The organism is Vulcanimicrobium alpinum, from assembly GCF_027923555.1.
Classification (GTDB): Bacteria; Vulcanimicrobiota; Vulcanimicrobiia; order Vulcanimicrobiales; family Vulcanimicrobiaceae; genus Vulcanimicrobium; species Vulcanimicrobium alpinum.
In genome coordinates, this window is the sequence record NZ_AP025523.1 from 2,171,603 (window position 1) to 2,184,164 (window position 12,562).

14 protein-coding genes, 1 tRNA gene and 1 pseudogene are annotated in these 12,562 nt (G+C 66.8%); 3 read left to right on the forward strand and 13 right to left on the reverse strand.

The genetic code is table 11. The features are described from left to right. Nucleotides 1-12 precede the first annotated feature (12 nt). From WPS_RS11170 to WPS_RS11180, 3 genes are read right to left on the reverse strand one after another with little or no spacing between them, the layout of a single operon-like run. Complete coding sequence (locus WPS_RS11170) at nt 13-1,551, reverse strand: tetratricopeptide repeat protein (protein ID WP_317997535.1); 1,539 nt, start codon at nt 1,549-1,551, stop codon at nt 13-15. Then, nucleotides 1,551-2,519 (reverse strand): electron transfer flavoprotein subunit alpha/FixB family protein, encoded by a 969-nt coding sequence (locus WPS_RS11175; protein ID WP_317994567.1) that lies wholly within the window; start codon nt 2,517-2,519, stop codon nt 1,551-1,553. The genes WPS_RS11170 and WPS_RS11175 overlap by 1 nt, the downstream gene beginning before the upstream one ends. Beyond that, nucleotides 2,516-3,325, reverse strand: a complete 810-nt coding sequence (locus WPS_RS11180) for an electron transfer flavoprotein subunit beta/FixA family protein (RefSeq protein WP_317994568.1) — start codon at nt 3,323-3,325, stop codon at nt 2,516-2,518. The genes WPS_RS11175 and WPS_RS11180 overlap by 4 nt, the downstream gene beginning before the upstream one ends. 341 nt (nt 3,326-3,666) lie before the next feature. Here WPS_RS11180 and WPS_RS11185 point away from each other — a divergent pair, with 341 nt between their 5' ends. Continuing rightward, nucleotides 3,667-4,083 carry an ATP-binding protein gene (locus WPS_RS11185; RefSeq protein ID WP_317994569.1) on the forward strand — a complete coding sequence of 139 codons (417 nt, stop codon included), beginning with the start codon at nt 3,667-3,669 and terminating at the stop codon, nt 4,081-4,083. Between the two features lie 107 nt (nt 4,084-4,190). On the opposite strand, the gene WPS_RS11190 is transcribed toward WPS_RS11185, so the two are convergent. Continuing rightward, complete coding sequence (locus tag WPS_RS11190) at nt 4,191-4,751, reverse strand: hypothetical protein (RefSeq protein ID WP_317994570.1); 561 nt, start codon at nt 4,749-4,751, stop codon at nt 4,191-4,193. A 147-nt stretch (nt 4,752-4,898) separates the two neighbouring features. On the opposite strand from WPS_RS11190, the gene WPS_RS11195 reads away from it, so the two are divergent. Next, entirely contained in the window at nt 4,899-5,060 is a 162-nt protein-coding gene (locus tag WPS_RS11195; RefSeq protein ID WP_317994571.1) for a hypothetical protein, read from the forward strand. A 245-nt stretch (nt 5,061-5,305) separates the two neighbouring features. On the opposite strand, the pseudogene WPS_RS11200 reads toward WPS_RS11195, so the two are convergent. From WPS_RS11200 to WPS_RS11210, 3 genes and pseudogenes are all read right to left on the reverse strand, one after another. Then, nucleotides 5,306-6,512, reverse strand: a pseudogene (locus tag WPS_RS11200) (IS256 family transposase). Nucleotides 6,513-6,702: 190 nt separating this feature from the next. Then, nucleotides 6,703-6,786: transfer RNA gene (locus tag WPS_RS11205), tRNA-Leu, on the reverse strand. Nucleotides 6,787-6,815: 29 nt separating this feature from the next. Beyond that, entirely contained in the window at nt 6,816-7,751 is a 936-nt protein-coding gene (locus WPS_RS11210; protein WP_317994572.1) for a Ppx/GppA phosphatase family protein, read from the reverse strand. A gap of 38 nt (nt 7,752-7,789) precedes the next feature. Between WPS_RS11210 and WPS_RS11215 the strand changes: the two genes are divergently transcribed. Then, nucleotides 7,790-8,476: an HAD family hydrolase gene (locus tag WPS_RS11215; protein WP_317994573.1), complete on the forward strand. Its 687-nt coding sequence runs from the start codon at nt 7,790-7,792 to the stop codon at nt 8,474-8,476. Between the two features lie 28 nt (nt 8,477-8,504). On the opposite strand, the gene WPS_RS11220 is transcribed toward WPS_RS11215, so the two are convergent. From WPS_RS11220 to accD, 6 genes are read right to left on the reverse strand one after another with little or no spacing between them, the layout of a single operon-like run. Continuing rightward, the gene (locus WPS_RS11220) at nt 8,505-9,110 is read right to left on the reverse strand and encodes a class I SAM-dependent methyltransferase (protein WP_317994574.1); all 606 of its coding nucleotides are present in this window, start codon (nt 9,108-9,110) and stop codon (nt 8,505-8,507) included. Between the two features lie 29 nt (nt 9,111-9,139). After that, the gene (locus tag WPS_RS11225; protein WP_317994575.1) at nt 9,140-10,018 is read right to left on the reverse strand and encodes a MurR/RpiR family transcriptional regulator; all 879 of its coding nucleotides are present in this window, start codon (nt 10,016-10,018) and stop codon (nt 9,140-9,142) included. 45 nt (nt 10,019-10,063) lie between these two features. Then, a complete protein-coding gene (locus WPS_RS11230; protein WP_317994576.1) occupies nt 10,064-10,447 on the reverse strand; it encodes a hypothetical protein in 384 nt (127 codons plus the stop codon). Beyond that, complete coding sequence (locus WPS_RS11235) at nt 10,444-10,734, reverse strand: hypothetical protein (RefSeq protein ID WP_317994577.1); 291 nt, start codon at nt 10,732-10,734, stop codon at nt 10,444-10,446. The genes WPS_RS11230 and WPS_RS11235 overlap by 4 nt, the downstream gene beginning before the upstream one ends. Further along, nucleotides 10,731-11,675, reverse strand: coding sequence for an acetyl-CoA carboxylase carboxyltransferase subunit alpha (locus tag WPS_RS11240; protein WP_317994578.1), 945 nt, complete (start codon nt 11,673-11,675; stop codon nt 10,731-10,733). The genes WPS_RS11235 and WPS_RS11240 overlap by 4 nt, the downstream gene beginning before the upstream one ends. Then, complete coding sequence (accD, locus tag WPS_RS11245; protein WP_317997536.1) at nt 11,672-12,559, reverse strand: acetyl-CoA carboxylase, carboxyltransferase subunit beta; 888 nt, start codon at nt 12,557-12,559, stop codon at nt 11,672-11,674. Before accD ends, WPS_RS11240 begins: the two co-directional genes overlap by 4 nt. Between the last annotated feature and the right edge of the window lie 3 nt (nt 12,560-12,562).

The window sequence follows — 12,562 nt, forward strand, 5'->3', positions numbered from 1 at the left end:
CGATCTCCCCGGTTACGACTTCTTCGGAGCCGGCTTCTTCGGCGCGTTCTGTTTGTCGAGCGCCGCGATCAGCGACTTGATCTGACCGGCGGCCTGAGAGTTGGCGGGGACGTACGTGAGCAGTTTCTGGTACGCGCTCTTGGCCTTGTCGGGCTGGCGCGCTCCCTCGTAGCACTTGCCCAGGCTGTACAGGATCGTCGGATCGCGGCGCGAGAGCTGCGGCGCCCCGGCGTCGATCGCGGTGTACACCTGCGTGCACTCGGTGTAGTTGCGCAGCTGCAGGTCGGCTTGGCCCAGGCCCAGCAGGGCGTCGGGCGAGTGCTGCAGGTTGTAGCTGTTCTTGAACTCGTCGCGCGCCTGACCGTATTGACGGTTGGCGGCGTACGACGCGGCGAGCAGAAGGTGCGCGCGCGAATCGTTCTGCGCGAGCTGGGTGAGGCGTTTGAACTGTTCGATCGCCTTGGGGATCTGATTCTGCTGCGCGTAGAGCTGGCCGAGCCGGGCGACGGCGTCGGCCTGGTCTTTGTTGGGACCGGCGCCCGCGGTGAACTCGCGTTCCGCCCCGGCCTTGTCGTTCTTCGCGAGCAGGTAGTCGCCGTAGGCGGTGTGTGCGCTCAGAACGTTCGGGAACTGCGCGATCGCACGCTGGTACGCAGCGGTCGCTTCCGCATCCATCTTTTCGTTCGCGTAGACGATCGCTTCCTGATCGATCACCGCGACCTTGTCGTTGGGATCGGTCTGCTGCGCGAGCAGCAGTTCGTACGTCGCGATCGCGTCTTTGACGTTGTGCTGGGCAGCTGCGAGGCGCGCCTTGCCGACCAGCGCTTCGCCGTTGTTCGGCTCGATCGCGATCGCGCGGTCGTAAAGGCTCGCGGCGAGCGCGATCGCCTGCTGCTGCTGGTACGTCTGCGCCTCGGCGAGCAGCGGACGCACGTCCTTGGGATCGAGCTTCACGGCGCCTTCGTACTGCTGGCGCGCTTCGTCGTACTTGCCTTCGCTCGCGAGCACGCCGCCGTATGCCATGTACGCGTTCTTGTCGTCCTTGTTGAACGTCAGCGCGCGCTTCGCGACGCGCTCCGCATCCTGCGGACGGTTCAGCTGGAGGTACATCTGCGTGAGGCTGCCGAGGACGCCCGGGTTCGTCGGCTCGAGGTTCGCCGCGTTTTCGAGATCGGCGAGCGACTCTTTCTGGTGACCGGCCGCGTTCTGCGCGAGTCCGTCGAAGTAGTAGACCTGCGCCGTTTTCGTCCCCCCGGCGAGCAGCTTCTGCGTCAGCGCGAGCGCCAGGTCGGGACGATTGATCTGCAGGTAGTCGGCGGCGAGTTCGGTCGCCGACGCCTTATCGTTCGGATCAACCTTGAGCTTGGCCTCGAGACGCGGGATCGCTTTGTCGAGCGGTTCGGGCGTCGCGGTCGGCGAGGGAGCCGGCGACGGCGACGCATTCGCCGCAACGGCCGGCTTCGCGGCGTCGGCGACGCTCGGAAGCACGCCGACCGCCGCGACGATCGCGGCGGCCGAGAGTGCGAGAACGAAAACGGGACGGAACTGCATCAAGCGTGGGCGGCTTTCGCGTCGCGGACCGCGTTCGCCAATTCCGGAACGATGGCGAAGGCGTCTCCGACGACAAGGAGATCGGCAAACTCGGCGATCGGTGCGTTGGCGTCCTTGTTGATCGCGACGATCGTTTCGGACGTGCGCATCCCGACTTTGTGTTGGATCGCCCCGGAGATGCCGACGGCGATGTAGAGCGGCGGGCTGACCGTCTTTCCGGTTTGCCCGACTTGGTGACCGTGCGAGACCCAGCCGGCGTCGACCGCCGCCCGTGAGGCGCCCACCGCGCCGCCGAACGCGTCGGCGAGGTCCTTGAGGATCGTGGTGAACGGTTCCGGACCGCCCATCCCGCGACCACCGCTGACGACGACCGAGGCCTCTTCGACCCCGAGCTCCGCTGCTGCTTCCTCGACCTCGTCCTCCACGGTAATCGCGGAGGCCTTCCCGCTCGACGGAATCTGAACGATCTCACCGGCCCCGGAAGTTTCCTTGGCGGAGAAAACGTTCGGACGAATCGCCGCGACGCCGAAATCGCCGTCGAGGGCGCAGGTGGTGATCACCAGGCCGCCGAGCTTCGGCATCACTGCAGCGATACCACCATCGGTGGTGAAGTCGACGACGTCGGCGTTCATGCCGCAGTCGACGCGCGCGGCGAAGCGCGAGCCGACGTCGCGTCCCAGCATCGTGTTGCCGACCAGAACGAGCCCGTTGCCGGCCGCCTTCGCGACCGTTTCGAGCGCGTCGACGGCGTTCTCGAGGAAGCGCGTGTCGTCGCTGACGTGGATCTGATCGACGGGATACTTCTTGAGCGCTTCGGCGGCGGTCTGCGCGCCGTCGCCGACGACGACCGCATGCACCTTGCCGCCGAGCTTGTCGGCGAGCGCGCGCGCCTGGGTCGCGGCTTCGAACGAGACGCGGCGGACCGTGCCGTGCTTGTGCTCGACGAAGGCGATGACGTTCTGTATCACAGGAACTTCCGCTCCTTGAGGAACTGCACGATGATCTTGGCGCCTTCGGCGCCGTCGGCGGCTTGCACCACCTGACCTTTGCCGCGCACGGGCGGCGTCGCGACGTTCGTCAGCTTCGCCTTCGCGCCGTCGGTGCCAACGGCGGCGGTCAGCCCGAGATCGCCGAGCGCGAGCGCTTTGATTTCCTTTTTCTTCGCGCCCATGATGCCTTTGAGGTTGGCGTAGCGCGGTTCGTTGGCAGACTTCGTGACGCTCACCAGCGCCGGCAACGCGGCGGAGACGGTCATGTAGCCGTTGTCGGTTTCGCGCTGCACGCGCACGCGGCCGTCCGCGATCTCGATCTTGCGCGCGTACGTCAGCCCGGGGATGCCGAGTTTTTCGGCGAGCATCCCGGGGAGGTCGCCGCTGATCGCGTCGGTGGACTGCGTCCCGGTGAGGACCAAGTCGGCGTTCTGCGCTTTGATCGCCGCGGCGAGCACGACCGACGTGCCCCACAGGTCGCTGCCGGCGACGGCGTCGTCGGAGACCATGACCGCGTCGTCGGCGCCCATCGCGAGCGCTTTGCGCACGATCTCCTTGCCCGTTGCGGGCGTCATCGAAAGGACGGTCACCGTGGAACCGTCGTTCAGCTTCTCTTTGAGCTGCAGGGCCGCTTCGATCGCATACTCGTCGAACGGGTTGAGCACCGTTTCGACGCCGGTACGGACGAGGCGCTTCGTCACCGGATCGATACGCTTGTCGGCGTTCGTGTCGGGGACGAGTTTGACGGTAACGAGGATCTTCAGCGCGCAAACCTCCGGACGCACGAAACCCGGCTGCTCGCCGGGTTCGTCGGGAACAGGACGGCATTCGGAGAGGAACCCCCTCGGGCCTCTCACCGCATATTCCTAACCGGTTATTTCGAACAGGTCAAGTCCCGGTGCCGCACGGCAAGCGAAGGCTGCATCGCTTCCACTGCAGTTTTCAATTCACGTCGTTCAGGAAAGAACTCTCCAAGCACGTGAGCCGATGCGGTTCGCCGATTCCGCGTTTGCCGCTGGGATGAGGAGTTCGCCCTGCAGCCCCGCCGCCTCGAGTACGTCGTCCGCGCACCGCCCATCCAGGCATCTTCCATCGCATCCGTGCTCGCCGATTCGACGATGCTGCAATGCTGATCGTGCGCGTCATCGCGGTCGACGAACTCGACCTCCAGTTTTCCGCCACCGCATCAAACAGCCACCGCGCACGCTACGCCGTGCAGCGCGTCGTGGACGACTGCGAATTCGAGCCGGCGCGCGGGGCTGATTTCGTGCTCGCCGTCGCCGAGGCGATGAACAACGCCGCCGAACACGCCTATCACGATCGATCCGGCGACGTGCGCGTCGTCATGCGCGCGCATCACGGCGAACTCATCGCAACGATCACCGACCGCGGCCGTTGGCGGCTCACGCCAACGCCCGATCGCGGCCGCGGGCTCTCGATCATGCGTGCGCTGGCAGAGCGCTGCGACGTCTCAAGCGACGAGCGCGGAACGACGGTGACTCTCGCCGTCTCGCTCGCGCAGCGCGGAAGAGCGCGCGCCTGATGCGCGATTTTCACCCGCTCTTAACGGACGACTGCGATGGGCCGCGGCCCGGCGTGGTGAACAAAAGCGGTATCATGGACGAACCGACACGCTGCCCCTGCGGTCACTCACTCGCCCTCCACACCGACCAGCGGTGCATCGGTAACCAGCTGCAACTTGGATGCTCGTGCAGCCTGGGAAAGCGCGACGCGCGCGCGGCCGCGATGCAGCCCCACCTCTCGAAAAAGGGCGCGGGAACCGGCGACTTCGCCGCCTGACGGCGGCGGCTCGTGATTCGAGCCGCATCTGCCGATACAGGTAGCATGTACCTGGCAATCGCGACCGGCATCGCGGCGTGGACCGGCATGGTCGCGCTGATGCTGCGGTTTCTGACGACCGCACGAAAGTTCGACCTGGCATCCGAGGCGGCGAATCGCCGATGGATCGCCCAATACCGCGCCAACCGCCGAGCGGCGTTCTAGCGCCGAGGCGCCCTCATGCGAGACGGCGACGAGCATCGCGCGTTCCTGATCCGGCAGGCCGAGGACTGGCTGGCCGTACTCGTCCGCTGGTCCGATCAGTGTGGTGACGACGACGAACGCGCACTCGCCGAGCGTGCCGTGCGCCTGCAAGAAGAGCGCATCGCCAAGCTTCGCGGCGCCGGTCAGCCGGCCGACCCGACCGAACACCGGCGAGCCGGCACCTCCGGCAAGACCCCGCAACGCGGCGCGCGCTGAGCGGGCATCGGACAGACCAACGCGCTGGGCTTTCTCCCCTAGGGACGGTACAGGCAGCCGAGCGATAGTAGACCCAATCTTCTGATTTGGGAGCACTCTATGACTCGCGCGCTTCTTCTTTCCGTTCTCGACGACGAAGGCCAGGGGCTGGCCGAATACGGCCTGATCCTCGGCCTCATCGCGCTCCTCTGCATCGCCGCCGTGGTCTTCCTCAGCGGAACGATCCAGAGCATTCTGAGCAACGTCGGGAACGGCATCTAACCCGGCGGTTCGCCGTGCAGGGAGTGGTTGGCCGCGGCTCGCGTTGGGGAAATCCGTACCACCATGGAAGAACCAACGACTTGCCCTTGCGGTCATTCGCTCTCCGTGCACACCAGCGACCGCTGCTTGGCCAACGAACTCGGCTTGGGATGCTCGTGCAGCTTGGGAAAGGGCGCAGCGCGGGAGGCGGCGCTCGCGAGTCAAGTCCCAAATCTGCTGTAATTCCGGTTCGTCGATCGCGTAAGTTAGGCTGCTCGTCTGTCTCGTTTTACGGCGGCCGGCTTGGCCACCGTCGTTGCTTTCCATTCGAAGTATTCGGTCATGTCGAAGTAGGCTCGGCTTAACCATTCGTCGTTTTGCTCGGAGAGTAGCGCGCCGACCATGCGAATCGCCGCGGCGTCGTTTGGGAAAATGCGAATGACTTTCTCCCGGCGACGAATCTCTTCATTGAGCCGCTCTTGCATGTTGCTCGTGCGCAGTCGCCGGCGATATTTCTCCGGCAGCGGCAAGATCGCAAGCATGTCTTCGAACGCTCCTTCCAAGCACACGCACGACTTGGGCGCCGTTTCTGCGAAGCGGGCCATGAATTCCGCATATCGACGCTCGGCCTCTTTGCGATCAGTTGCGAGGAAGATCAGCCGAGCTGCAGCGGTTACGTTTTCCCGTTCTTTCTTGGGCGCGTGATCGAGCAAGTTCTTCATCACGTGGAACTGGCAGCGCTGCCATGTCGCGCTGACGAATTGCTTGGCGATCGCCTCGCGTAAGCCCGAGTGATTGTCGGAGACGGCAACGTCGACGCCGTGCAAGCCGCGTGCTTTGAGGCCGCAAAAGAACTCGTTCCACGTCGCAAAGCTCTCCGAATCGCCGATCGAAAGACCAAGGATCTCGCGGTATCCGTCAGCACGAATGCCGCTCGCGATGAGCAGCGCTTTGCTGACGACGCTCTTGTCGGTGCGCACCTTCGTGAAGAGCGCGTCAACGATGATGAATGGGTACGCTGCGTCGAGCCGGCGATTCAAGAATCCCGCGACCGGTTCGTTGAGTGCCTTCGTAAGGCGACTTACCGTCGATTTCGAAAACGACGTCCCGCAGAGGCCTTCGGTTATCCGCGTGACCTTCCGCGTCGAGACGCCGTTGACGACCATCTCCATCAGGCCCACGACGAAGGCTTGTTCGCTGCGGCGATAACGCGGTTGAGAAGCTGCCGTCGCGCGTTTGCGGCACGCGCAGGACCAGCGATCCGACGCGGGTCGAGAGCTGTCGATCGCGATACCCATTCCGATAGCCCTCCCGTTCTTGACAGCGTTCGTACCGCTCGGCGCCCAGATGATCGCGCATCTGCGCCTCGAGCACTTGGTTCAAAATCGTTTCGACGAGCTTCCCGAGCGCCGCAGGTTGATCGAGCAACGCTGGAATCGCGTCGCGGGATAGGGTAAGATCGTAATCGGCCACCGTTCCGGTCCTTTCGATTGAAGTGTTGTCAACGTCAATCTTCGAACCGGAGCGGTGGCTACCCGCCCGCTGAATTTACATCAATTATAGGGACTCTGCCCGCGCGGCGAGCGGGGTCCGGACGAACATGCGCAAAATCGAAGTCGCGGCGTGAGGCGGCCCAACGTAACGCGCGGGACGACACGGCGCCTGGGATGACCGGGGCTCGAACCCGGACGCCCTTCCGGGCTGCAGATTTTAAGTCTGCTGTGTCTGCCTATTCCACCATCATCCCGCGCCCGGCGTTCGCGCTTCGCGGCGCGGCTACCGCTTCGCGAACGCGGCGGCGCGAAACGCCGGCGACGTGAGGTAGCCCAGAAGCAGATCCGATTCGCTCACGGTGAAGCGGTCGACGCTCAGGAGCCTGCACGCTTCATCGATCACGAGCAGGCCGGCAGGCAGAATGTCGGCACGCTGCGGACGGATGTGCGGAAGCGCGCGGCGTCCCTCGAGATCGCGCGCGAACAGCGCGTCGATGAGGGTCGCGACGTCGGCGCGCGCGAGCACGGCGCCGTCGGGCAGGCCGCCGGCGACCATCGCGGCGGCGGTGAACGCGGTTCCGCCGACGACGATCAGTTCCGCGATCGTGCCGGCGCTCGCAAACGGAAGCAGCAGCGTCTGGGCGTCGCTTCGCGCGCTGCCTTCGACGGCGGCGCGTTCCGCGCCGAGCAGCGCATGTGTGCCGAGCAGCGCCTGGTGCCGCTCGGAGAGCCGCACCGCACCGATCTCCACCGACTGGGTGCTGCGCACCGTCCCCGCCGCGCGTGCGTGGGCGGGCGTATCGACCGCGAGCTCGCTGCTGCCGCCCCCGACATCGAGCACGCCGAGCGGCCCCGCGCCGTCGTGCGTCCGCGTGGCGCCGAGATACGAATAGGTCGCCTCTTCGTCGCCGGAGAGGATCCGCGGCGCGATCCCGACGCGTCGTTCGACGTCGTCGCCGAACGCATCGGCATCGCTCGCGCGGCGCAGGGCGCTGGTGGCGATCGCGTCGATCTCGCCGGCGCCGGCCTCGCGTGCGATCGCGACGTAGGCGTCGATCGCTTCCAGCGTGCGTGCGCGCGCCGCGGGATCGAGCGCGCCGGTCGAGCCGATCCCGGTGCCGATGCGCGTCCCGCGCGACTCGGCGGCGACGCGGCGCTCACCGTCCTGCACGAGCAGCCGCGTAGAGTTCGTTCCGATCGAGATGAGCGCGCGCGTCACGGGGCGGGCCGTTCGCGCGCCGGGGCGAAGCGCCCCGCATGGAGCGCACGCCGCCCGCGATGCTGTTCGATCTCGACGGCACGCTCGTCGACTCGGTGTACCAGCACGTCGGCGCTTGGCACGAGGCGCTGCAGTCGGCGGGGCTCGGGCTCTCGGTGTGGCGGATCCATCGCAAGATCGGGATGAGCGGCGGCCTCTTCGTGCGCGGTCTGATGCGCGAACTCGGCCGCAGCGTCGACGAGGAGACGGCGCGCGACCTCGAACGGCGGCACGCCGCGGCATACGCGAAGCGCTTTCACGAGGTGGTTCCGCTTCCCGGCTCGCACGATCTGCTCGCAGCGCTGACGGCGCTGGGCGCACCGTGGGCGATCGCGACGAGCGGCGGACGCGACGTCGCGGAACGCACGATCGCGCTGCTCGACGTCCCGGCGCACGTCCCGATCGTGACGCGCGACGAAGTCGCACACGCGAAACCCGATCCCGATCTGTTCGTCCGCGCGGCGGAGAAACTCGGCGTCTCGGTCTCGGCGAGCGTCGTGATCGGCGATTCGGTGTGGGATCTGCTCGCGGCGCGGCGTGCCGGGGCGCTCGGCGTCGGCCTGCTCTCCGGCGGTTACGGCGCCGACGAACTGCAGAACGCCGGCGCCTACCGTGTCTACGCCGACCCCGCCGATCTCCTGGCACACCTCGACGAAGTCGGGATCCGCGACGCCGAGTCAGGCTGAGCGCGAACGCGGGTGCGCTTCGACGAGCTCAGCGTGACCGCGTGAGGCGGTAGACTAGGGCGAAGCCGAGGTCGTTGACGATCTCGAAGGATTCGGTGGCGACGATCGTCTCGTGCTCGAGCGCGGTGTGATAGAGCAGGACGATCTCGCGGTCTTCACCGGCGGCGCGCAGGTTCACCAGCATCGCGTCCAGCACCGGCGCCGTGAACGGGTTGTAGAGATACACCACCAGATCGCCGCGCGGGAAGCGATACGTCGCGGCATCGCCGCGCGTCACGCGCACGTCGGCGGCGACGCGCAGCGGATCGCGTGAGGTCGCGAGGTTTTCGCGCGCGATTTCGACCAGCGCCGGCGAGATCTCGACGCCGATCACCGCGCGGAACGGCAGCCGTGCGGCGAGCATGACGACGCGTCCCATCCCCGCGCCGACGTCGACGAACGTCGCGCGCTGCGGAGCGAGCGGCGAAGCGGCGATGAGCCGTTCCGCCTCCAGGACCGGCGTCGGCTCGTAGTGCGTCGCGTGCGCGAGCGACGGTCCGATCGCGTCGGGATCGAGTTCGCCGAGAAACACCAGCGCCTCGGTCGTGACGCCGTGGACGGCGTCGAAGCGCTGACCCGCGCGGCGGCCCGACACGCGGAACGTCGACGAACCCGGAAGGCGGGTCAGTACCGTTTCGACGCCGTCGCTTCGCGCGTGCGCTCGATCATCGCGAGCGCCCGGTCGTGGTGCGCGTGCGCGACGCCGACGTAGAGCGTGTCGATGATGGTGAGCTGCGCGATGCGGCTCGAGCTGGCATCGCTGCGGAACGCGGTCTGCTTCGCGGCGGTGAAGAGCTGAATCTCCGAGACCTTGGTGATCGGCGAGGTGTGGCGGTGCGTGATCCCGATCGTCGTCGCGCCGTTCGCTTTCGCGCGCCCGAGCGCGTCGGTCACGTCGCGGCTCGCGCCGGTGTGCGAAATCCCCAGCGCGACGTCGCCCGGACTCAGCAGCGACGACGACATCGCCATCAGGTCGCCGTCGGAGAGCGCAATCGCTTGCAGCCCGACCTTGAGGAACTTGTGATACGCGTCGAGCGCGAGCGGTCCGCTTCCGCCGACGCCGTAGATTTCGATGCGGTTGGCCGAGGCGAGCGCGTTCACCGCGCGCTGGAGCTGTTCGTCCTCCAGCACTTCGATGGTGTCGCGCAGCGCTTGCGCGTTGGCCTGGAACACCTTCGATTTGACCGTCGCGAGGTCGTCGCCGGGCTCGATCGCGGCGTAGATCTCGGTAGCCGGCTCGACCAGATCGCGGGCGAGCACGATCTTGAACTCTTGATAGCCCTTGTAGCCGATCTTCTGACACAAGCGAACGACGGTCGACTCGCTCGTGTTCGTCCGCTCCGCCAGCTCGGTGACGGTGAGATAAATCAGTTCATCCGGGTGCGCGAGGATAAAATCCGCGACCCGCTGCTCCGCCGCGCGCAACCCGGGATACGCGCCCTGAAGGCGGACGAACGAGCCGGGAACCTTGACCGGATCGACCCGGGCTTCTTTCATCGCCATGATGGAACTGCGGTTCTGCGCTTGCCCGTTAGCGGCCTTGGGCCGTTAGGCGCCGTCGCTGCGGAAGACTTTCGCCCGTTGTCGCTTGCGTACGAGATGGCGCTCGAAGGGCTGCGGACGATCGGAGGGCGCCCACGCTTCGGTCGATTTGAGATATGCGGCGATCTGCGCCTCGAACGACGGGTCGGTGAGCGCCGGCGTCGGCGTGGTCGGCGTTACTTCGTCGACGCGCGTCTGCGCGAGCACGACCATCTTCCCGACTAGATCGAACGGCAAGGTCACATCTTTGCGCTCGAGCGCGCGCGTGTAGGCGGCACGGTTCTTATTGACGTCGCCGATCGGGGCCGCGACGAGACGGCCGTCGTCCAGCCGGACGATCGCGCCCAGGTTGTGGACGTTGAGGACGCTGCCGCGCACCCGCTCGCTCACGGCGTCTCGCCGGGCCGCTTGAGGTAGATGATCGCTTCCTTGTCGCCGACCAGGTGCAGTCGATCGTGGATCTCGGGGATCGCGCCGTGCGGGTCGGAAAGCCGCCGGATCTCACGCTCCTGCTGCGCCTGCTTCGCGCGCAGCGCCGCGATCTCGGCGTCGGTGCTGCGCAGTTCGCCGGCGAGGGCGAGATTGCGCCCGATGATGCGCGCGTACTGCACGCCGATCAGCGAGATCACGACGAGCGCGACGCCGACGACGCAGATGCGTCCCGCAGCGCGTATCACGTCGAACCGATCCGGCGGAACTTGCGATACCGGCGCTCAACGAGTTCGTCGGCCGCCAGCGTCACCAGCGTGTCGAGCGCACCGTCGACTGCGGCGAGGACGCGCGCGATCGTGCCGGCGGCGTCCCGATGCGCCCCGCCGACCGGTTCGGGGACGATCTCGTCGATGATCCCGAAACGCAAGAGATCGTCGGAGGTCAGCCGCAGCCGCGCCGCCGCTTCTTCCGCGCGCGCAGCGTCGCCCCAGAGAATCGCCGCCGCACCTTCGGGCGACGCGACCGAATAGACGGCGTGTTCGAGCATCAGGACGCGGTCGGCGAGTCCGAGCGCAAGCGCTCCGCCGGAACCGCCCTCACCGATGATCGTCGCGACGATCGGGACGCGCGCGTCGGCAAGTTCGTACAGCGACTGCGCGATCGCTTCGGACTGCGCGCGCTCTTCGGAACCGATCCCGGGATCGGCACCGCTGGTGTCGATGAACGTCACCACCGGCAGGCGCAGGTGCGCGGCGAGTTCGACCAGGCGGATCACCTTGCGATAGCCCTCCGGCGAGGGCATCCCGAAGTTGCGGAAGACCTTCTCTTTGGTGTCGCGGCCCTTGTCCTGCGCGATGGCGACGATGCGGCGGCCGCGCAGTTTCGCGAACCCGCCGACGATCGCGTGATCGTCGCGGAAATGGCGGTCGCCGTGCAGTTCGTCGAACTGGTCGAGCTCGGCGAGATACTCCGAGCCGAGCGGACGTTTGGGGTGACGCGCCATGTTGACGCGCTGCCACGGCGTCATCGTGCCGAAGATCTCGCGCTGGATCTCGACGTACTTCGCTTCGAGATCGCGGATCACGCCGGTCATGTCGACCGGCTGCTGCGCGGCCTGCGCCTTGAGTTCGGCGATGCGCTGCTCGAGCTCCAGCAGCCCGCGTTCGCGCTCGACGATCACGTTCACGACTGCGGCTCCGGCACCGGCGGGACGATCGTCGCGCGGCCGTTCGACGGCGACTTCGCGCCGACGCCGTAGTCGAGCAGCCGCACCAGCCGGTCTTTGAGATCCTTGCGCTCGACGACCATGTCGAGCGCGCCCTTCTCCAGCAAGAACTCAGCGGTCTGGAAGTTGTCGGGCAGCCGCTGACGGATCGTCTGCTCGATCACGCGCCGGCCGGCAAAACCGATCGCCGCGCGCGCTTCGGCGAGCACGACGTCGGCCTGAAACGCAAACGACGCCGAGACGCCGCCGGTCGTCGGATCGGTCAGCACGCTGATGTAGTAGCCGCCGTCGTCGTGGAAGCGCCGCACCGCGAGCGTCGTCTTCGCCATCTGCATCAGCGCGAGCATCCCCTCTTCCATGCGGGCGCCGCCGGAGGCGGTGAAGACGACCGCCGGGACGTGCCGTTCGCGGGCCGCTTCGAAGAGTTGGGTGATGCGCTCGCCGACCACGGTCCCCATCGTCCCGCCGCGGAAATTGAAATCCATCACGCCGAGCGCGACGTCGATTCCCCCGACGGCGGCGAAGCCGCAGACGACACCTTCGGTCAGCTTCGATTTCTCACGATCCCGCGCGAGTTTCTGCGGATAGGGGACCTTGTCAGTCCAGCCAAGCGGGTCGCCCGGGAGCAGGTCGCCGCCGATCTCGGTGAAGTCGCTGTCGACGAGCATCGCGATGCGGTCGAACGCGTGCATCCGGAAATGATGCTGGCAGCGGGTGCAGACCCACGCATTCGCGGCGAGGTCGGGGCGATAGATCATCTCGCCGCATTTCGGACACTTCGTCCACTGCGCGGCTTCGCCGGCCGGGATCGGTTGCGCGCGGCGGATGCGCAGCCATTCCGGCATCGG